Source organism: Streptomyces sp. NPDC091682 (assembly GCF_044756625.1).
Lineage (GTDB): Bacteria > Actinomycetota > Actinomycetes > Streptomycetales > Streptomycetaceae > Streptomyces.
The window spans coordinates 95,182-115,112 of sequence record NZ_JBIVTH010000011.1; the positions used below are offsets into that span (position 1 = coordinate 95,182).

16 protein-coding genes and 2 pseudogenes are annotated in these 19,931 nt (G+C 73.7%); 11 read left to right on the forward strand and 7 right to left on the reverse strand.

The features are described from left to right. Positions 1-13: 13 nt before the first annotated feature. A complete protein-coding gene (locus ACIQK6_RS25015) occupies positions 14-1,483 on the reverse strand; it encodes a PucR family transcriptional regulator (protein WP_402695495.1) in 1,470 nt (489 codons plus the stop codon). A gap of 226 nt (positions 1,484-1,709) precedes the next feature. Between ACIQK6_RS25015 and ACIQK6_RS25020 the strand changes: the two are divergent. The 6 genes and pseudogenes from ACIQK6_RS25020 to ACIQK6_RS25045 all read left to right on the forward strand — a co-directional run bounded on the left by ACIQK6_RS25020 (position 1,710) and on the right by ACIQK6_RS25045 (position 6,165). Continuing rightward, positions 1,710-2,533, forward strand: a pseudogene (locus tag ACIQK6_RS25020) (FAD binding domain-containing protein). Beyond that, a pseudogene (locus ACIQK6_RS25025) lies at positions 2,530-3,387 on the forward strand (2Fe-2S iron-sulfur cluster-binding protein); the annotation flags it as partial. The pseudogenes ACIQK6_RS25020 and ACIQK6_RS25025, both read left to right, overlap by 4 nt. A gap of 56 nt (positions 3,388-3,443) precedes the next feature. After that, positions 3,444-3,680, forward strand: coding sequence for a DUF2278 family protein (locus tag ACIQK6_RS25030; RefSeq protein WP_329107477.1), 237 nt, complete (start codon positions 3,444-3,446; stop codon positions 3,678-3,680). A 204-nt stretch (positions 3,681-3,884) separates the two neighbouring features. After that, positions 3,885-4,520 carry an ATP-binding cassette domain-containing protein gene (locus tag ACIQK6_RS25035; protein WP_329097126.1) on the forward strand — a complete coding sequence of 212 codons (636 nt, stop codon included), beginning with the start codon at positions 3,885-3,887 and terminating at the stop codon, positions 4,518-4,520. Further along, positions 4,517-5,395 carry a metal ABC transporter permease gene (locus ACIQK6_RS25040; protein ID WP_329097128.1) on the forward strand — a complete coding sequence of 293 codons (879 nt, stop codon included), beginning with the start codon at positions 4,517-4,519 and terminating at the stop codon, positions 5,393-5,395. The genes ACIQK6_RS25035 and ACIQK6_RS25040 overlap by 4 nt, the downstream gene beginning before the upstream one ends. Next, positions 5,353-6,165: a metal ABC transporter solute-binding protein, Zn/Mn family gene (locus ACIQK6_RS25045; RefSeq protein ID WP_329097130.1), complete on the forward strand. Its 813-nt coding sequence runs from the start codon at positions 5,353-5,355 to the stop codon at positions 6,163-6,165. The genes ACIQK6_RS25040 and ACIQK6_RS25045 overlap by 43 nt, the downstream gene beginning before the upstream one ends. A gap of 39 nt (positions 6,166-6,204) precedes the next feature. Here ACIQK6_RS25045 and ACIQK6_RS25050 read toward each other — a convergent pair whose 3' ends face one another. From ACIQK6_RS25050 to ACIQK6_RS25065, 4 genes are all read right to left on the reverse strand, one after another. Next, positions 6,205-6,570: a hypothetical protein gene (locus ACIQK6_RS25050; RefSeq protein WP_402695496.1), complete on the reverse strand. Its 366-nt coding sequence runs from the start codon at positions 6,568-6,570 to the stop codon at positions 6,205-6,207. After that, entirely contained in the window at positions 6,567-7,526 is a 960-nt protein-coding gene (locus tag ACIQK6_RS25055; protein WP_402695497.1) for a MerR family transcriptional regulator, read from the reverse strand. Before ACIQK6_RS25055 ends, ACIQK6_RS25050 begins: the two co-directional genes overlap by 4 nt. A gap of 113 nt (positions 7,527-7,639) precedes the next feature. After that, positions 7,640-9,316 carry a class I adenylate-forming enzyme family protein gene (locus ACIQK6_RS25060; RefSeq protein WP_329097135.1) on the reverse strand — a complete coding sequence of 559 codons (1,677 nt, stop codon included), beginning with the start codon at positions 9,314-9,316 and terminating at the stop codon, positions 7,640-7,642. After that, positions 9,313-11,121 carry a CoA transferase gene (locus ACIQK6_RS25065; RefSeq protein WP_402695498.1) on the reverse strand — a complete coding sequence of 603 codons (1,809 nt, stop codon included), beginning with the start codon at positions 11,119-11,121 and terminating at the stop codon, positions 9,313-9,315. The genes ACIQK6_RS25060 and ACIQK6_RS25065 overlap by 4 nt, the downstream gene beginning before the upstream one ends. A 144-nt stretch (positions 11,122-11,265) precedes the next feature. On the opposite strand from ACIQK6_RS25065, the gene ACIQK6_RS25070 reads away from it, so the two are divergent. Continuing rightward, entirely contained in the window at positions 11,266-12,477 is a 1,212-nt protein-coding gene (locus ACIQK6_RS25070; RefSeq protein ID WP_402695499.1) for an acyl-CoA dehydrogenase family protein, read from the forward strand. 49 nt (positions 12,478-12,526) lie between these two features. Here ACIQK6_RS25070 and ACIQK6_RS25075 read toward each other — a convergent pair whose 3' ends face one another. Both ACIQK6_RS25075 and ACIQK6_RS25080 read right to left on the reverse strand, forming a co-directional pair. Beyond that, positions 12,527-13,624 carry a sugar ABC transporter permease gene (locus ACIQK6_RS25075; RefSeq protein ID WP_329097139.1) on the reverse strand — a complete coding sequence of 366 codons (1,098 nt, stop codon included), beginning with the start codon at positions 13,622-13,624 and terminating at the stop codon, positions 12,527-12,529. After that, positions 13,621-14,826, reverse strand: a complete 1,206-nt coding sequence (locus ACIQK6_RS25080; RefSeq protein ID WP_402695500.1) for an MFS transporter — start codon at positions 14,824-14,826, stop codon at positions 13,621-13,623. Before ACIQK6_RS25080 ends, ACIQK6_RS25075 begins: the two co-directional genes overlap by 4 nt. A 203-nt stretch (positions 14,827-15,029) precedes the next feature. Here ACIQK6_RS25080 and ACIQK6_RS25085 point away from each other — a divergent pair, with 203 nt between their 5' ends. The 4 genes from ACIQK6_RS25085 to ACIQK6_RS25100 all read left to right on the forward strand — a co-directional run bounded on the left by ACIQK6_RS25085 (position 15,030) and on the right by ACIQK6_RS25100 (position 19,691). Beyond that, positions 15,030-15,749 carry a hypothetical protein gene (locus tag ACIQK6_RS25085; RefSeq protein WP_329097143.1) on the forward strand — a complete coding sequence of 240 codons (720 nt, stop codon included), beginning with the start codon at positions 15,030-15,032 and terminating at the stop codon, positions 15,747-15,749. 147 nt (positions 15,750-15,896) lie between these two features. Next, complete coding sequence (locus ACIQK6_RS25090; RefSeq protein WP_329097144.1) at positions 15,897-16,598, forward strand: sigma-70 family RNA polymerase sigma factor; 702 nt, start codon at positions 15,897-15,899, stop codon at positions 16,596-16,598. Positions 16,599-17,654: 1,056 nt separating this feature from the next. After that, a complete protein-coding gene (locus ACIQK6_RS25095; protein WP_329097146.1) occupies positions 17,655-18,305 on the forward strand; it encodes a DUF4142 domain-containing protein in 651 nt (216 codons plus the stop codon). Positions 18,306-18,314: 9 nt separating this feature from the next. Next, positions 18,315-19,691 (forward strand): DUF1996 domain-containing protein, encoded by a 1,377-nt coding sequence (locus ACIQK6_RS25100; protein ID WP_329097148.1) that lies wholly within the window; start codon positions 18,315-18,317, stop codon positions 19,689-19,691. Positions 19,692-19,931: the final 240 nt, after the last annotated feature.

Here is a 19,931-nt window from a genome sequence, read left to right on the forward strand (position 1 = left end):
CGCCCCGGAACGGTCATGCGCAGCGCAGCGCCGCGTACAGGTCCAACTTGTGGTCGAGGCGCGACAGGTCACGGCCCGTCAGGACCTCCACCCGCTCGATCCGGTAGTGCACCGTGTTCACGTGCAGGTGGAGCGCCTCCGCCGTACGGGCCCAGGAGCAGTTGTTGGCCAGGAAGACCTCCAGCGTCTCCCGCAGCATGCCGTCCCCGAGCGCCCCCAGCGTCCGCGTCCCGTACACCGTCCGGACCTCCGGCGGGATCCCCGCCATCAGCTCCCCGAGGGTGTCCAGCTGTTCGACCCCGCGCACCGGGACCGCCCCGTCCGCCGAGGTCAGCGCGAACCGGGCCTGGCTGAGCGAGGCGCGCAGCCCCTCCAGGCCCTCGGCCCGGGTACCGAGGCCCAGCCGGAGCTCCGGCTGCGGTCCGCCGCACTGCTGGAGCATCGGCCACACCGCGCGCAGCGCACCGACCGCGTCGGTCGCGCACGCCGGGTCCTCGTGCAGCACCGCGACCGACCGCCCCACGGCGTACGTGGCGTTCTCCAGGTGGCGCAGGCCCTCCGCCAGGGCGTCGCCCGAGGTCGCCGCCAGGACCCGGTACGCGCCTCCGACGGGCAGCCCGGCGCCGGCGAGCGCCTCCTCCAGGGCTCCGGTGTCGGCCGGGGCGGGGCCGGCGGGCGTCGCTTCCAACACGCCGATCAGCTCCTGCCCGGCCAGCCGCTCCGCGGCGAGCCGGCGGGTCTGCCCGCTCCGACTCTGGGCGAGCACCTCGGCGATCTCGTGGAGCACCCGCGGGGGCGCCGCGTCCGGGTCGGGCACGTGCAGCTGCCAGGCGTCGTACGGGGAGCTCTCGGTCTCGATGCGCAGCCAGACCCCGCCGCGCGCGGAGGCGGCCGACGCCTGCCGGGCGGGCAGCTCGGGGGCGGACGGCGTACGGGCCACCGTGCGGCCGCTGGCGGTGAGCAGGTAGCAGGACACCCGGCCGAGGTGCGCGCACGCCCGGTCCAGGAGTTCGTCCGGGCCGGCCCCCGCCTCCACGAGCCGGCTCAGCTCGCCGCGCACGTTCTCGGGGAGGGCGAAGAGCCGGGTCGGACGGCGGCTCAGGTCGCCCCACTGGCGCAGGTACACGGCTTCGGTCACGGCCCGGAAGCTGGTGCGCGCGGGAACGGCCAGCAGCGGCACCCGGTGGCTCCGGCAGGCGGCGAGGACTTCGTCCGGGACCCTGCCGTGGGTCTCCTCCCCGGCCAGCAGCGCCGTGGCTCCGGCGTCGGCGAGCGCGCCGACGAAGCGGTCCGCCTTGGCCGCGTCACCCTCGGCCCACCACACCAGCCCGCTCAGCACGAGCTCCCCCGGCCCCAGGAAACGGCCGGACTCCTCCAGGTCGGTGGCGGTGACGCCGGCGACCTCCTGGCCGAGAAGGGCTTCCTCGCCCCAGAGCAGGTTGAGTCCGAGGCTGTCGAGCTGGAGCAGGTCGAGGACGTGCATGACGGGGACTCCTTGCGGTGGGCGGACGCCCACATTCGCGAGGTGAATAGAGGCTGAGCCATCGTAAATGCAAGGTGAAGCACCCGATAGGCCTCTTGATTGATCCTCCAGGAGGGAGGGTTTCGGGCTCGTCCGATTCCGTGGCCGGGACCAGTCGTTTCACCCCCGCTCCCGTTGCTTCACTGGCTGAAACCCCCTGTCAGGCCAGAAAGGCTCGTGGCGCGAATTGGATCTCAACACGGTGCTCGACGTGCGCGACGCCCGCCGCCGCGAACCCTGGCGTCCGGGCGACGCCTGGCTCGGCGGCGGCACGTACCTCTTCTCCGAGCCCCAGCCGCACATCCGCCGCCTCGTCGACCTCTCCCGCATGGGCTGGCCGCCGCTGTCCTGGCAGCCCGACGGCTCCCTCGACATCGCCGCGACCTGCACGATCACCGAGCTCTCGCGGTTCGCCCGGACCCTGCCGACCACGGCCGCCCCGCTCTTCGAGCAGTGCTGCCGGGCCTTCCTCGCCAGCTTCAAGATCTGGAACATGGCGACCGTCGGCGGGAACCTCTGCAACGGGCTCCCCGCCGGTCCGATGGTCTCCCTCACGGCCGGCCTGGACGGCACCGTCTTCCTGCTGGGCCAGGACGGCGCCACCCGCCGGATGCCCGTCACCGAGTTCATCCTCGGCGCCGGCGTGAAGGACCTGCGCGAGGGCGAGCTGCTGCGGTCCGTGCGGCTGCCCCCGAACGCGCTGGACTCCCGTACGGCCTTCCGCCAGGCGTCCTCTACGGGCTCGGGCGCTCCGGCGCGCTGGTCATCGGCGCCCACGACCCCGCCGACGGCTCCCTCGCCATGACGGTCTCCGCCGCCACCACCCGCCCCTTCCGCTTCTGGTTCGCGCTGCCGCCCACGGCCGCCGAACTGCGCGGGGCGATCGACGGCGCCGTCCGGCCCGACGAGTGGTTCGACGACATCCACGGGCTGCCGGAATGGCGGCGCCACATGGCCCTGCGCCTGGCCGAAGAGATACGCCGCGAGCTCACCACCGAGGACCACCGATGACGTACGAGATCGAAATCAACGAGCGGCGCTTCGACACCGAGCCGCGGGCCGGCCAGTGCCTGCGCACCTACCTGCGCGAACGCGGCTGGTTCGGCGTGAAGAAGGGCTGTGACCAGGGCGACTGCGGGGCCTGCACGGTCCACGTCGACGGGCAGCCGGTGCACAGCTGTCTCTACCCGGCCGTCCGGGCCGAGGGCCGCAGCGTCACCACCGTGGAGGGCCTGGCCCGCTGTGGCGGCGAGCTCCACCCGGCCCAGCAGCAGTTCCTGGACGCCCAGGGCTTCCAGTGCGGCTTCTGCACCGCCGGTTTCCTGATGACCACCGCCGCCCTCCAGGCGGAGGAGGGCACCGCCCACGACGACGGCAAGCTCCAGGACCTCCCGCGCGCCTTCAAGGGCAACATCTGCCGTTGTACGGGATACCGGGCCATCGAGGACGCGGTGCGCGGGGTCAAGCACACCGAGGCCCCGGAGCCCGGGCAGGCCGTGGGCAGGTCCCTGGGCGCCCCCGCCGGCCCCCTCGTCGTCACCGGCACCGCCCGCTACACCTGCGACGTCGAGGTGCCCGGGCTGCTGCACATGAAGCTGTTGCGCTCCCCGCACCCGCACGCCCGCATCGTCGACATCGACACCAGGGACGCCCTCCAGGTCCCGGGCGTGCACGCGGTCCTCACCCACCACGACTCCCCCGACCGGCTGTACTCGTCCGCCCGCCACGAGCACCCGACCGAGGACCCGATGGACACCCGCGTCCTGGACGACGTGGTCCGCTTCGTGGGCCAGCGCGTGGCGACCGTCGTCGCCGACAGCAAGGAGGGCTGCCGCCGGGTGGTCGTCACGTACGAGGAGCTGCCGCGTCGCCTCCCTGGACCTCGGGTTCCAATGTCGAGGCGGCCACCGCCTTCGAGCCGATCCTCGCCGTCGGACGGCCGGTCCTGGTCTTCGGCGAACCGTTCGACACCGGGCTGGGCGTCCACAACATCCACCAGAACCAGGGCGACGCGTACGGCAGCCAGTGGTGGCCCGAGAACGGCATCTGGCAGGACGGCGCGACCATGACCCGCCGCCCCGACGGCCGCTACGACGTGTTCCTCAACAAGTTCTCCGGCCAGAAGGACCACACGGACGCAGCCGGCCACCCGATCTGAACCCGGTCCGGATCCGCCTCGCCCCGGACCTGCTCCCGTCTCCCGCAGCCTCGCCCGGCCTCGCTCCGGCCGCCGTCCGGGTCGGCGGTTGCGGGCCCCGACGGAATCGATCCCGGACCGGCGGGAACCCGGGGCGCCCTCCGTCCGACTACTGCCACGTGGGAGGCAGATCCTCGCCTTCCCCCGCGGCGGAGGAGGCGTGAGATGGGCGGACTGGATGTGCGCATGCGGGAGGTCGTGTGCCGGCACGGCCGGGTGGAGGCCGTCTCGGACGTCGATCTGGAGATCGCCGCCGGCGAGCGCGTGGCCCTGACCGGCACCAACGGTTCGGGCAAGACGACGCTGCTGCGCGCCGTGCTCGGTCTGCACCGTCAGACGACGGGCTCGATCCTGGTCGGCGGCCGGGAGGGCCGGTCGCCCGCCGAGTGGGCCTGGCGGCGCCGGGCCTGCGCATGGATCCCGCAGAAGCCGGCCGCCGGCCGCTTCCCCCTGCTCGGCGCCGAACTGCTGGCCGCCAGCAACGCTCCGGCGGAAGCGACCGAGGCCGCGGAGCGGCTCGGCGTGGGTCCGCTCGTCGGGCGGCCCCTGCACACCCTCTCCGGCGGCCAGTTGCAGCGGATGTACCTCGCCCGGGCGATCGGCTGCATCGCCGCGGGAGCCGAGCTGCTCCTGGCGGACGAGCCGACCGCCGCCCTCGACTTCGACGGGCAGTCGGAGGCCGCGGACGTCCTCACCTCCCTGCCGGTGACCCTCATCGTGGTGACGCACGACCGGGCGCTGGCGGACCGCTGCGACCGGGTGCTGGAGATGGCCGCGGGCCACCTGCGGGAGGTCCGGTGAACCTCGCCGTGCACCTGGCCACCGCCGACCTCGGCCAACTGCTTCAGCTGCTGCCAGTACAACGGGCCGGCGCGGCCCTGCTGCTGGCCGCGATCGGCCTGCCGGTCATCGGCGTGATCATCGTCGGGCTCGACATCATGCCGGTGCGGTTCGCGATGATGCACGTCGCCCTGCTGGGCATCGCCGTCGGATTGCTCACCGGACTCGACCCCATGTTGTGCGCGCTGGTGGCCTGCGCGCTGGCCGGCGCGGGCGTGGCCCCGCTCGCCCGGACCCCCGACGGCTTGTCGGGGGCGATGGGCCTGCTGATGAGCCTGGCCATCGCGGCGGCGCTGCTCCTGCTGGCCGTGTCGGGGGTCAACGCATCGGGGGCCTTCGCCCTGTTGTGGGGGTCGATCCTCTCGGTGGGCACGGCCGACCTCGTCGTCCTGGGCGTGCTGGCCGTCGTCGTACCGGGCCTGTTCTGGTGGCGGCGGCGCGAGATCGGCCTGTTGCTGTACGACCGCGAGCTCGCCCAGTGTTCCGGCGTACCGGTGCGGGCGCTGACCGCCGCACTGCTGGTCCTGGTCGCCATCGCGGTCGCCGGGGCGATCAAACTGACCGGCGCGCTGCTCGTCGACGCCCTGACCCTGCTGCCCGCACTCGCCGCCCGCCGCCTGGGCAGCTCACTGAAGTCGATCACTTTCTGGGCGGTCGGCATCGGCGTGGCGGTGAATCTGACGGGGTTCCTGCTGGCCCTGTGGCTGGACTGGCCGCCCGGCCCGGTCCTCGTCCTGACCGCGGGGGCACTGGTCCTCGCGGTGCATTTCATACCCGAACGGAGAATCAGCTCATGGCGCGCACCCGCGTCCGTATCCCTTCCCTCCTCGCACTGAGCGCGGCGCTCGCTCTGACCGCCGCCTGCGGCAACAACCCTTCCCCCCAGGACGCGAAGTCCCAGGACGGCGCGCAGCCGCAGGCCAAGAAGCCGGTCGTGGTCGTCACCACCACCTGGGAGGGCGCCTTCGCCAAGGCCGCGGGCGCCGAGGACGTCAAGGTCATCGTGCCGCAGTCCGTCCACCACGCCCCGGACTACGACCCCAAGCCGTCGGACCTCGCCGCCGTGGCCAAGGCCGACTTCGTGCTCTACGCGCCCTTCGAGCCGTACGCCGCGAAGATCAAGGAGGCCGCGGGCTCCAAGGCGAAGCTGGTCGAGGTGGAACTCGACAACGATCCCACCAAGGTGTCCGCCGAAGTCGCCCGGCTCGCCGGCCTGTTCGGCACCCCCGAGGCCGCCACGCAGTGGAAGACCGGCTTCGACACCGAGTACTCGAAGCTGAACAAGGACGTCCAGGCCTCCTGGCCGGGCGGCAAGGCCCCCTCCGTCGTCAGCCAGGTCTTCACCACCTGGGCCGCGAAGCTCGCGGGCGCCACCCCCGTGGGCACCTACGGCCCCGAGGCCGTGACCCCGGCGCAGCTGGCCGAACTCGCTGCGAAGAAGCCGGAACTGGTGCTCGACAACGCGCACATGTCCACCGGCACGGTGCTGCCCGACTCCGGCGCCAAGCAGGTGAAGATCGTCAACTATCCGGGCGAGGATCTGGACCTGCTGGCGGTCTACCGCAACGCCGCGGCCGAGCTGAAGAAGGCCATGGGCGGCTCCTGAGCACGACACCGGCCCCCGCACGGTGCGGGGGCCGGGTACTCAGTGGGCCGACCAGGGGACGCGGCAGGCGTGGGGGGCCGTGTCCTCGGGGCACAAGGTGTTGATCACCGTCCGGCGGATCACCCGGTGCGCCCGTCGGGAACACACCAGGCGGACGCGCAGCTCGACCGCTCGCCGTTCGCCGCTGCTCTGCCCGGGATGTTCCACGGCCCACTGGTGCGCGAGGAAGTCGTACGCGTCCGCGGTCGACCCCTCGCTCCCGGAGAAGGAATCCGCGACGGTCGTGCCGGTTATCCGGGTGTTGCGGGCGTTGCGGGAGCGCACGGCGTCCTCGACGAGGCTCTCGACCCAAGCCAGCCCCTGCTCGTCGGCGTAGAGGCCGAAGGTCAGTTTGCGCGTCCTCATCGTGTCAGGCCCTTCTCGTGGTCGGCGTCGCCCTTGGCGAAGACCGTGGTGAACCATGCGTACACGGGGGCGAGCGTAGGCGACGCGGGCCAGCCGTTGACCACCGCCAGGAGTTGCCAGTAGCGCTCGGCACGGGGGTCGGCGGTGGTCCGTAGGCGGGCGAGGAGCCAGCGGCGCAGGTCGCCGTCGTCGGCGCACTCGAAGGCGTGGGCGTAGAGGCCGCCCAGCGAGTCGGCCAGGAACGTGCCGCCCGCCGAAGGGGGCACGAGGCCGGCGGACACGGCCTCGGCGATCCGTTCGCGCATCGCCCGGTTGAGGGCGTGGTGCAGGGTGCCGGCGTCCTGCCGGTCGGGTTCTTCGGCCTGTTCCTCGGCCGTGCGGCGCAGCACGGCACGGAAGTCCTCGTCCTGACAGAGTTCGGCGAGTTCCACCCAGGCCTCGACCTGTTCGGGCGTCGGATCGTCGGGGAGCTCGGGCGTGACGGATCGCATCAGGGTCTCGAACTCCGGGTTGGAGTGGGGGACTTCGAAGGCGTCGTCGACGAATCCGGAGACGAGGAGGCGTCGTTCTGCCTGGGAGAGCGTGGCGAGTCGGTGCATGAGGTCCATCTCCAGGGGGGTGGGGCCGCGTCTGGCGACCGCGCGGAGCACGGCCCGGCGCAGGCGCAGGGTACGGATCTGCACGTCCAGGGCGTTGGCGTGCGCTGCTGCGACGTCCGGCAGGGATACCTCCCGGTCCAGGACCCGGCGGACGGTCGCGAGGTCGAGCCCGAGATCGCGCAGGGTACGGACGAGGTCCAGGCGGGCGAGCGCGTCGGGGCCGTAGCGGCGGTAGCCCGCCGGGCTGCGGCCGGTCGGGGGGACGATGCCCTGGTCGGAATAGAACCGGATGGTCTTCACGGTGAGGCCGGTCCGGCGGGATAGGTCTCCGATGGATTGGAGCGCGTCGCTGTCCATGCCCCCAGCTTGGTGTCTCCCCCCACGGGAGACTCAACCGGAGCCCGGGGCTCGTTACTTGTGTGCGGAAATGGGGTCCCGGCGGCGGGCGTCCGGCCGCCGGGACCAGGACGTCATCCCGCCTGGGCGAGCGGCGGAGCCATCGAGGCGGTCGCCGCGAGGCGCTCGCGCAGGGCCGCGCGGTCCGGTTTGCCGGCCGCCGTCAGGGGCAGTTCGGCGATCAGGAGCAGCCGCTCGGGGTGCTTGCTCCGCTCCAGCCCGCGCCGCGTGAGGTGTTCACCGAGGGAGGCGAGGGTGAGGGCCTGTCCTGCACGCGGCACCACGCAGGCCGCCAGCCTCTCCCCCATCAGCGGGTCCGGCACCCCGATGCAGGCCACGTCCCGGACCTGGGGGTGCGCGGTGAGTTCGCGTTCCACCTCCGCCGGGCTGATGTTGGCGCCGCCCCGGATGACGATGTCCTTGAGGCGGCCCACGACGTGCAGGACGCTGTCGGAGTCGAGGTACCCGAGGTCACCGGTGCGGACCCAGCCGTCGGGCGTGCGGTAGCGGGCGTCCAGGTCGGGCGCGCCCACGTAGCACAGCGGGGTCATCGGTCCGCGCGAGATGATCTCGCCCACGGCGCCGTCGGGCAGCGGTTCGTGCGTGTCGGGGTCGGCGATGCGGATCTCGGCGACCCGGGGGTCGGGATGGCCCGCGACCACCCCGGATCCGTCGGTGGGCGGCACCGTGTTGCCGAGCCCCGTGTGGCAGTTGACCCCGTCGGCGGAACCGTAGAGGTTGACCACGGGGCAGCCGAAGGCCCGGGCCGCGGCGGCCGCGGTGGTCTCGTCGAGCGGCGCGCCGCCGAGGACCAGTGCGGTGGGCGCGGGCAGCTCCTCGTCCGTCCCGTCGAGGCGTTCGAGCATCATGCGGACCATGGTGGGCACGCCGAGGACGTGCGTCGGCCGGTGCTCGCGCACCGCCGCGATCGCCGCGTCCGGGCTGAAGTGGTCGAGCAGGACGAGGGTGCCGCCGTGCCGGGCGAGGGTGACGGCGGTGCCGTTGGACCCGAAGGCGGACGCCAGTGGCACGAGGAAGAGGCAGCTCGGCGGGGTGCGGTCGGGGATGAGGGAGGCGAGGAAGTTCCCGCGCCCACCGGCCAGCGCGTTGTGCGAGTACGCGATCATCTTCGGCTCGGCCTCGGAGCCGGAGGACACGAGGATGCGTGCGGCGCTGTCGGGATCGGGTCGGGCAGGAACGAATCCGCTGGGGTCGGACCGCAGCAACCCCGATAGCCGAATCGTTCCTTCAGGCATGGTTCCGGGGCCGGCGGCAATCACGTGGCGCAGGGCCGGAAGCGACGGGGCGAGCGTACTCAGATCCGCCGCGTGCCGGAAGTCCCGGTGCTCGGTGGCGGCGATGACGGCGACGGCCTCGGCACGGCGCAGCAGGCACTCCGCTTCCAGGACGCCCCGGCCCACCGGGAAGGGAAGGGCGATCGCGCCGAGCGCGGCGAGCGCGAGATCGGCGATGACGGCGAAGCGGTCGTTGGGGAGTTGCACGCCAACCACGTCGCCCGGGCCGATCCCCAGGTCCCGCAGGCCGGTGGCCAGACATCGGACCTTGCGGTCCAGCGCGGTGTAGCAGAGCTTGCCCTTGGCGTCGATGACGGCCGTGCGGTGCAGGTCGGCGATCTGGCGTGCCCGGAAGAGGCTGTAGAGGTCGAGGTCGGGGCAGGTCCCGTCGACCACCCAGGAACGGCGGAGTTCGGCGGGCAGCAGGTCGTGCAGTACGAGCCTGTCGGCGGTCATACGAAGCTCCAGGGGTCGGGGACTGCGGGGGCGCCGTGCGCGTCACGGCTGATCGAGCCGGAGAAGCGCGGATCGTGGTGCAGGTCGGACAGCTCGGTGGTGACCGCGGTCGCGGTCAGCCCGTGCTCGTGCAGCCGGGCCAGGGCCTCGGCCGTGGACAGGCCGCCCAGGTCGTGGGCGGCCACGGCGCGGGCGTCGGCGTCGGTGGGCGCGAGCCAACCGTCCGCCGTCGGCCGTGGGAGCCGGAATCCGGCCGGCCGCCGGGGGTTCTCGCCGCGGGCCGCCCGGCGCAGGGCGGGCGCGATCAGCGTGTCGGCCGCGCCGAGCAGGGAGGAGTCCACCCGTACGCCGTGGCCGCTGCGCTCGCGCAGCAGCAGTCCGGCGAGGACGGCCTCGGCGCCGAGCAGTCCGCCCAGTACGTCGAGCAGGGTCATCAGCGAGGGTGCCGGGGCCTCGCCCTCGGGGCGGACGGCCTCGCCGACGCCCGTACGGGCCTGGACCATGAAGTCGGTGCCCATGGGGGCGTCCTCGATCCGGTCGGCCCAGCCGCTGGTGTACGCGTAGACGAGCGCGGGATTGACCCGTGCGAGGTCCTCGGAGTCGAGGCCGAGCTCGGCGGCCTTGCCCGGCGCCCAGTTGTGCAGGAAGACGTCGGCCCCGGCCGCCAGCTCCCGCAGCCGTAGGCGGTCGGCTTCCTTCTTGATGTCGATCTCCACGGCCCGCTTGCCCCGGTTGAGGGCGAGCCAGCGCGCCGAGATCCCGGAACAGGCCGGGGGCATGCCGCGCAGCGGGTCGCCGCCCGGGGGTTCGATCCGGATCACGTCGGCGCCGAGGAGCCCGAGCAGGTGCGCCGCGAGCGGTGCCTGGATGCGGCGGCCCGCTTCCAGCACGGTCAGCCCGGCCAGTGGTCCGCCGTCGTGTGCCGCGCCGGGCAGCCGGGCCGAGCGGGCGGTGAGTCGTCCGGTGGCCGACCGGGTCAGGGACCAGGGGGCGGCGCCGTCGTGTTCCGCGGCCCGCTCCGCGAGCGGGTGCAGGGCGCACACTTCGGTGCCGGATGCGGCCGCGGCCCGGCGGATCCGCTCCCAGGTGTGGGACCGGGCCGTAAGATGGAGGGCCGCCGGGAAGGGGGCGCAGGCGGTGGCGTAGCGGAACTGGAAGGGTCGCCAGCCGACCCGCAGGGCCTCCGCGGGCGCCTCGAGGGCCTTCCAGAAGGCCGCCCAGGCACCCGCATCGAGCGTCTCCAGTTCGAAGAGGATGCCGTCGGCGCAGGTGAACGGAGGTCCTCCCGCCGCCAGTTCGGCGGCCTCGCCCTCGTCGGCACCGGCGGCCGCCAGGTACTGGGAGACCGCGAGCAAGCCCGCCCGGTCCGCGCTGGTGGTGACCGCGCGGGCGGCGCCGCCGCGGGCCTGGCCCACGAGAGCCGCGAGCAGGCCCTGTACGGCCAGGACCCCGGTGGCGGTGGCCGCGTAGTCGACGGCGAGACCGCGCGGGGTGCCGTCGCGCCGGCCGTGTACGGCCATGATGCCGGTGGCGGCCTGCACCGTGGCCTCGTCAGCGAGCCCGCTCAGGGGATCCGCCCAGGTGGCGCTCGCGCACACCGGGTCGAAACCGCCGCCCGTGAGCGTGGTGCCCGCGGTACCGGTGGCGGCGCCGCTGGACGCGTCCCCCGGTGCGGGACGGTCCGTCCGTGCGCCGAGCTGCCGCAGGTGGTCGGCGATGACGCTCGCGATCTGCGGGGGCCCCGAGGTGTCAAAACGCAGTGTGTCGAGCGGCCGGACCGTCTGCGTGGTTGCTGGTGACGCCATGCCTCTCCTCTCCTGGCGCGGCGGTGGCCGGCGCCCGGGTCTTACCGAATGTGGGGAACCCGGGAGCGTCCGCGCCCGACCAGTTCCACGGACAGTGAGTCGGTCGGCCGTTCCCGCGAGTTCCCGGGAATGAGGAGGAAAGAAGTGACGGATCCAGGCACGGACCACACCTCGGGTGCGCAACAGGCTGCGGGGACGGATGAGTTGAGGGGGCGGATCGACCGGTTCGTCCGTACCCGGGTGATCCCGCGGGAGGCGGTGTTGGACGCTGGCGGGCCGGCTGCGGCCGACGCGCTGGCCGAACTGCACGGCCGGGCGAAGGAGGAGGGCCTGTGGGCGCTGCCGCTCCCGGTGGAACTGGGCGGTGGCGGGCTGGGGTTCCGGGCGTACGCCGCACTGGCCGAGGCGGAGGGGGCCAGTGACCACGGTCCGGCCGCGCTGGGCTCCGCCCCGCTGCTCGACGTCACCATGCTGGCGCGGCACGGGGGGACCGCGGTCCGCGACGCGTACCTGAAGCCGCTGGTCGCCGGGGAGATGCGGACCTGTTACGCCATGACCGAGCCGGACGTCCCCGGCACCGATCCCTTCGGGACCGGCACCCGGGCCGAGCGCGGTGCGGACGGGAGTTGGCTCGTCACCGGACGCAAGTGGTTCACCTCCGGCGCCGCGGGCGCCGACCTGGTGACGGTCATGGCCCGCACCGGCGGGGGCGCTGGTGACCGCGAGGGGCTGTCGTTGCTGCTCGTGCCCACCGCGTCGGCCGGTTTCCGCGTCGTGCGCGAACTCCCCGTGCTCGGTGCCGGCGGCCAGTACGAGATCGAGCTCGACCGGGTCCGGGTACCGGCCGACCACCTCCTGGGGAAGCCCGGGGACGCGCTCGCCATCGCCGGCGAGCGGCTGCAGCTCGGTCGGACGCTGCGCTGCCTGCGCTGGCTCGGCCAGGCCCGGCGCGCCTTCGACCTCATGTGCGAGCGGGCCGCCACCCGCAGTGGTTCCCGCGGGCCCCTCGCCGACCAGCAGCTGATCCAGGGTCACGTCTTCGACGCCCTGCTCGCCCTGCGCACCACCCGCCCCCTGGTGCACGAGGCGGTGGCGCTGATCGACGCCGGACGGGACGCGCGTACGGAGGTGGGGCTCGCCAAGGTCGCCGCCGCGCGCATGCTCCAGCAGGTCGCGGACTCCGCCATCCAGGTCCACGGCGCCGCCGGGCTCGGTCCGGACACCCCCCTGCCCGGGCTCCTGCGCACGGGCCGGGCCGCCCGCATCCTCGACGGGCCGGACGAGCTGCACATCACCTCCGTGGCCCGCCGGGTCCTGCGCGGTTACGCAGCTGACGGCGGCAGGGAGACGGCCTGAGTCGTCCCTTTCGGATCGTGCGGGCCCGGCACGATCCGAAAGGGACGGCCTAGATGCGGGTGATGTCGACGAGCCCGTACAGGGCTGCGAGGCCGAGCGCCAGGAAGAAGTCGCCCCAGATCAGCTCGTGTCGGACGGCCAGCTCCTTCCCGGCGTCGTAGCAGCCGTCGAGCAGCATCCCGGGCGGGCGCCCGGAGTCCGGGCCGGTGAGGTGGTGCTCCGCGAGGTGGTGGAGGATCGCCTCGGCCCGGTGCGCGTACGCGGCCGCGCGGGGGCCGGGCACCCGGGCGAGCTTCAGCAGGGCGACCGCGGTGATCGCGGCGGCCGAGGTGTCGAGCGGCCCGTCCGGCCGGGCGGCGTCGGCCGCCGGGACCAGCCCTCCGGCCGGGGATCCGCCGTCCGCCGCCAGGAGTTCGGCCGCTTCGGCGAGCCGGGCCGCCGGGCCGGGCACCGTCGGGTCCGGGCGGAGCAGGGCGTCGGCGACGGCCAGGAGCAGCCAGGCCCGACCCCGGCTCCAGCCCGGCGGCGGGTCCGTGCAGGGCTGCCAGCCCGCGTCGGCGTCGAAGCGCAGGGCGGGACGTAGTGAGGGGTCCCCGCCCCGGCCCGCGCCGAGGCAGAGGTCGAGGTGGCGGTGGAGGTGGGCCGCCGCCGCGGCGGCGCCCTGCGGTCCGGCGCCGGCCAGCAGGGGTACGGTCCCCGGCACCCCGTCCACGCGCGCGAGCATGCGGGGTCCGCCGAGCGCGTCCCCCCAGGGCACGAGCCCGAGTTCGCGGTCGTATGCCGACAGCACCGCCCGGGCGCCGCGGTCGCGCAGCTCGGCGGCCCCGGCGTCGTCGCCGGCCGGAGCGGTCCCGTACCAGAGGATCAGGCCGCGGGTGGCGGTGTCGGCCCCGACCCACGGTTCGAGCCGGGCCGTGCACGCGGCGGCGGCGCGCCGGTCGGCCGCGTCCCCGGTGTACCGTGCCCGCAGCCAGAGCAGCCCGGCCCAGAACCCTCCGGTCCACGAGCCGCGGCCGGTGGTCGTCCACCGCCCGTCGGCCGGCTCGGCGTACAGCGGGAAGCGGGGGCCCACCGCCTCGGCGGTCACCGCAACCCGTGCCATGACGGCCTCGAGGGCCGGGCCCGGCCAGGTGCCGTCCGCGCTCATGCCGTGCCCTCCCGCCGGTCCCGTACGGCCCACAGGAACGCGACGGCCGCCGCCGCCGCGAACTCCGCCGCGACCAGCAGCCAGCCCGGCCCGTACCGTCCGCTCTGCGCGAGCAGGCCGAACAGGGGCGGGCCCGCCGCGAATCCGCCGAAGAACCCGGCCGCGACCAGCGCCGAGTCCTGTCCGGCGCGGCCGGGGGCGGCCCGCTGCACGACCAGCACCATCGAGACGGCGTTGCCGGAGACGGCGAAGACTCCGACGGCGATCGCCCCGACCCACACCAGCGGGCCCACCACCAGGGCGGCCACCAGGAGGACCGCCGCGCCCAGGGCCCCGCAGGCCAGCCATCCGGGGAGCCATTCGGCCCGCCCGGGCCGGGCCGCCTTCGACCATCCGATCCGGCCCGCGATCCCCGCCACGCCCAGCACGGCGACCAGGGCGGCGGCCGCCGTCGGGCCCATGTGCAGCCGCTGTGCGCCGAAGAGCGCGAGGTAGGTGTTGACCGAGGCGATTCCGGCGCCGAGGAACAGCGAGAAGACCGCCAGCCAGGCCACCATCCCCCGCGGTACGAGAGCCGTACGGGGCCCTGCGGGCGGCGCGGCGGGGTCGGCGGGCAGGACGCGCAGGGCCCACAGCCCGGCGAGCAGGGCGGCGCCGGCGCCGGTCCAGACCGCGCCCCGCCAGCCGATGCCGCCCGCGAGCAGGGCGAGCGGCAGTCCCGCCGCGAAGGCGCCGAGCTGGACCCCGGACTGCTTGAGCCCGGTCACCGCGCCCCGCCGTTCGGGCACGACGGCGCGCAGTACGGCCTTGTTGGTGGCCGGGTTGGCCAGCGCCTGGGGTACGCCGCCCAGCGCGACGGCGCCGAGGAGCAGACCGGCGCCGGGCGCGGCGCCGATCAGGGCGAGGCCCGTCGCGGAAAGCAGCAGCAGGACCACCAGTGAGCGGCGCGGACCGATCCGGTCCACGATCCGGCCGCCCGCCGGGGACAGGACGGCGGCGGTCCCGAAGCCGATCGTGGTCGTCAGTCCCAACACGGCCGGGGATACGCCGAGTTCGCTCACCAGGCGCGGGCCCAGCGCCCCGAGGAGGAAGAGCTGGAGCATCGAGAACGCCATCGCACAGGTGAGCAGCGCGGTCAACTGCCGCCCCGCCGCACCGTCCTTCTCCGCCGGCGATGCGGTCGCCGTCCCCTCCGCCGTCACGAAGTCTCCCTTTCCCAGACGTTGAACTCTTCGACCGAGCGGGTAGGCAGTCGGATGGAGCGGCGGGCAGGTTCCCCGCCCCTGCTGTGCCCTGCACCACACGAGGCGGGCGGCCCGGCCATGACGGGCCGGGACGCGGAACTTGTCCGGAAGTGCGCACCCTGATGTGCGGCTCGGGAGGCCGGTGCAAGGATGATCCCTCGATGAACCCGGTCCGCTGTTTCCGCGCCCTGAGGGCTGCGATGTTCGCAGCCCTCTGTGTGCTGCTCGCGGCGACCGGACACCTGCTCATGTCGGGTGCGGCAGTGCCTTGGTGGGCCCTGTCCGTCGCCTTCCCGGGCACGGCGGCGACGGCTTGGGCCCTCGCGGGACGTGAACGCGGGCTGCTCGCCGTGACGACGGCGGCCGTCGCCGTCCAGGCGGTGCTCCACACCGGTTTCTCCCTGGCCCAGTCCCTCGTCGGACCGGCCGCGCCGACCGGATCAGGGCAGATGGCGGCGATGTCGCCGATGGTGCGGATGTCGCAGCCGACCGGCGCCGGGATGCCGCACGCCCCGGCCCACCTGCACCACGCCCTGCCCGGGACGGCGGACGCCGTGACCGGTGCGACCGGCGGGTCGCTGCCGGGTGGTGTGCACGAGGCGGCCGCCATGTCTCCGTTCGGCATGCTGGCCGCCCACCTGCTGGCCGCCGTGGTGTGCGGGCTGTGGCTCGCCCATGGCGAGAGGGCCGTCTTCCGCGTGGTGCGCGCCGTCGCGGGACGCTTCTGGACGCCGCTGCGCCTGCTGCTCCGTACGGCCGTGCCCGCGTACCGGCCGCCCGTCCAGATCCGCCGCCGGCGCCACCACCGCGCGCCGCGCCGGCTCTTCCTCGTCCACGCCATCACCTCACGGGGTCCGCCGGCGGGAACCGCTGTCCTCTGACAGCTGGTTCCCCGAGCCGCGCCCGCGACCGCTCTCGCACCCGTACCCCGCGCCTCGGGCCTCGGCCGTGCCTTCTGCCGGCCGGACTCCTCACCGGCCCGCCGTTTGCGGCGCCGGACTCCCCTTGCCCGTAAGGACCTTGTGGCAATGACTGCTGCCCTGACGACCCCCTCCTGTACCACCGGCGACCGGCCGGCCAGGCGCACCCCCGACTCCGACGCGGCGGTGACCCGGCTGGCGCTGGACGCCCGCGACGGGGATCCCGTGAAGACCGACCGGTTCGTGCGCGCGCTCCACCGCGACGTCTGGCGCTACGTGGCCTACCTCAGCGCCGACACCCAGGCGGCCGACGACCTCACCCAGGACGTCTTCCTCCGTGCGCTGGCGAGCCTGCACCGGTTCGAGGGCCGTTCCTCCGCGCGCACGTGGTTGCTGTCCATAGCCCGCCGCACGGTCGTGGACAGCCTGCGCCACGCGGCCGCCCGTCCCAGACTCTCGGACCGCTGCGACTGGCAGGCGGCCGCCGAGCAGACCCAGCCGTACGACGTACCGGGATTCGAGGACGGGATCGCCCTGGCGGAACTGCTCGCCGTGATCCCGGCCGAGCGCCGGGAGGCCCTGGTGCTGACCCAGTTGCTGGGCCTGTCCTACGCCGAGGCGGCGACGGCCGTCGGCTGCCCGATCGGTACGGTCCGCTCCCGCGTCGCCCGTGCCCGTACCTCCCTGATCGCACTCCTGACGGACACCCACGCGGCCGAGCCGGCTCCCGAGCCGCAGGGGCCACCGCCGGCTCCGCGGCCCGACCGGGCCCCGGAGCGGATGCTGGCGACGGCCGCGGCCCTCGCCTGATCCTTCGAACGGGCCGACGGGAGGGCTGCGGGCGTCGTGCGCCCGCAGCCCTCCCGCGTCGACTCCGTGGGGACACTCCCTCGGACGGGAGGACCGTCCCGGTACCGAGCTTCCGCGGGGAGCCGCCGGGCGGGACGGCGCCCGCGCCCGAGCCGCTGAAGCGGACCCCGTTCCCTGCGCCGGTCCGGTCCTCCGGGACGCCGCTGTCGTGCGACCTGCCGGCCGGGGTGGTGGGGAGCGGACCGACGCACGGCCCGCCCTGCCAATGCCGCCGGGCGCGTCGAAGACCGCCGACGGTCCGGTACTGGAGGCCGCGCCACCCCTGCACGACGAACAGGGCACCTCCGTACGGCAGTTGGAGCGGACGGCCCCGTACGGCGGCCGGTGGGTCGCAGCGCGGTCGCGTACGAGGCGATGAGCTCCGTGCCCGAGCAGTGGATCCCCTTCGTCACGCTCCCGCGCCGGCGGCGAGCGGGGCTGGACCCGGCGGCGGAACCGGCGGCGGGCCACCTGCGTGAAGAGGGAAGGGGCCCCCAGCCCGGCGGCTCCCGGCTGACGGGGGCCTACAACCGCGCCCGGGGCCGGGACGGCCCGGTGGTCGTCCGAAGCACCCCGCGCCACGGCCCGGGGTGCGGAGCTCACATGCGGGACTCGGGGTGCGGGGCTCGAGACATCGGGAAGCCGCGAGCGGTCTGGCTTTTGACCACCTCGTGGACACCCCTGACGCCTGATCCGGGTTCCGTACCCGGGCCGGCGCGCACGCGGGCACGGCCGTACGGCACCCGGGCATGACGGGGCACGGCGGCGCCACCCGGGCGAACGTCCGGGCGCGCCGCAAGATATCAGCCTTCCGCAGAGTCGCCAGGATGTTTATCCGATGGTGATGTCCTCCGGCCTCGACGCCGCGCCCGGCACTAGCGTCCCGTGACACCCCGGGAATGCGGGTGCGCTCCGCACTGCATGTGCGGCCCCTCCTGCCCCGCCACCCCCTCCCGGCCCTTGGAGCGAGGAGGCACAGTGCCGTCATTGCGGCGGAGATCCATCAGCAGCTTGTCGTTGGCCACGCGATACACGATCGGAAGCGGCCTGGTCATCACCGCCCTTGCGCTCACCCTGATCGCACTTCTCATACCTGTGGACAGTTTCGGCAGCCGACCCGCGGCCGCCGTGGCGGGCCCGGCGGGTCCGACCGGCGCCGACGACGACGGCGGCGGAACGTTGAGCACGGCCTTCGGGCCATTGACCGCCGCGGACCGTGACTTCATCCGCAAGGTCCGGCTCGCCGGGCTCTGGGAGTTGCCCGCGGGCCGGCAGGCCCAGCAGCGCGGGTCCCGGCCCGCGATCAAGACGGCCGGGCAGCACCTCATCGACGGCCACACCGAACTGGACCGGCAGGTCATCCAGGTCGGCCAGGCCCTCGGCGTCGATCTGCCCAACCAGCCCTCCGCACAGCAGCAGGACTGGCTGGGCCAGATGAACCGGGCGCGCGGCGAGGAATACGAACGACTGTTCGCTCAACTGCTGCGCGCAGCCCACGGAAAGGTGTTCGCCCTGGTGGCCCAGATCCGGGGACAGACCAAGAACTCGATGGTCCGGGCCCTCGCCTCATCCGCCAACACCACGGTTCTGGACCACATCACGGTCCTCGAAGAGACCGGACTCGTCGACTTCGACGCGCTTTCCAACAATGTCCAACCGACGAAGTGAAGTGATCGCATGAGTAAAAAGGGCCACAAACGCTCACGCTTGTCGAACAAGGTCCTTGGCGTGATATCCGCGCTCGTACTCGGCGGTGGCGGCGTCGCCGTCGTCGCCGGGAACGCGTCCGCCGGCCAGGACAAGGCGGGGGGGATGACGTCCACCATCGACTGCCCCGACGTGGGAGAGAAGCTCACCGCGGTCCCCGAACAGGCCAAGCCCGAGGTCGACGCGAACCTCGCCAAGCTGGACGACCAGGTCGCCGACGCCTACAAGCAGCTCGCCGCCGGAAAGGCCAAGGGCGACGCCGCCCTCCTCGGTGACCTGAAGCAGAAGCGGGACAAGACCATCGCGGGCGTGGCCGACGCGATCGGCCGCGGCGGCCAACGTCCGAACGACATCCAGGCCTTGGCCGCGTGCACGATGAAGCAGGCGGCCGCCGCGGACGACGGCGCGGCAGCGGCCGCGAGCAAGGGCGAGCAGGGCGCGGCCGCCCAGGCCGCCGCGCAGAAGGGCGGTCCGGCGAAGAACGACTTCGTCAACATCACCAAGATCAAGCCGAACGTGAAGAACCCCGCGCAGGCCGGAAACGCCTCGAAGGGCTCCTTCACCTCGCAGTGCGGCCGCAACGAGGACAAGCACTTCAACCCCGACAACGTCATCGTCGCCCCCGGCGTCTCCAACGGCGCCCACCACATGCACGACTACGTGGGCAACAAGACCACCGACGCCTTCTCCACGAACAACAGCCTCGCCGCGTCCGGCACCACCTGCAGCAACGGGGACCAGTCCACGTACTACTGGCCCGTGCTGCGCTTGCGCGACGGCAAGGTGGAGAAGGACGCCAAGGCGCCCGGCGGCGGCCAGGACGGCAACGTCGGCACCATCCTCCAGCCGAAGCAGGTGTCGCTCACCTTCAAGGGCAGTCCGGTGGGCAAGGTCACGGCGATGCCCCGCTTCATGCGCGTCATCACCGGTGACGCCAAGGCCTTCACCAACGGCAACGCCAACGCCAACGCCTCCTGGAGCTGCACGGGATTCGAGAACCGCCAGCTGAAGGACAAGTACCCGGTCTGCCCGAAGGGCAGTGACGTGGTGCGCACCTTCAACTTCCAGAGCTGCTTCGACGGCAAGAACGTCGACAGCGCCAACCACCGCACGCACGTGGCCTTCGCGGACAAGAACGGCAAGTGCCCGAACGGCTTCAAGGCCATGCCGCAGCTGGTGATGCGCCTCACCTACGGGGTGGCCCCGGGTGCCCGGTTCGCCGTGGACAGCTTCCCCGAGCAGCTCCACAAGCCGGTGACCGACCACGGCGACTTCATCAACGTGATGTCGAACGGCCTGATGAACAAGGCCGTGAACTGCATCAACAACGGGCAGAACTGCCGCTGACCCCCGCAGCGGCTCCCCTTCCGCTCCCGGGCCGGACGCCCCTCCACTCCCCCAACCCCGGTGTCCGGTCCGGGACAGGTGTTGGTCCGAAGCCGACTTCGGACCAACACCGCTCGTATGTGTACGTCGCCGCCGCCGAGTCCCGGCGGCGGCGTACTGCGTTGTAGGGGCGGCCGGGTGGACCGGCCGGCCCTGTGACGCACACCGCAGGAAGCGGGCGCGGGGCCCGCCCGGGCGGCG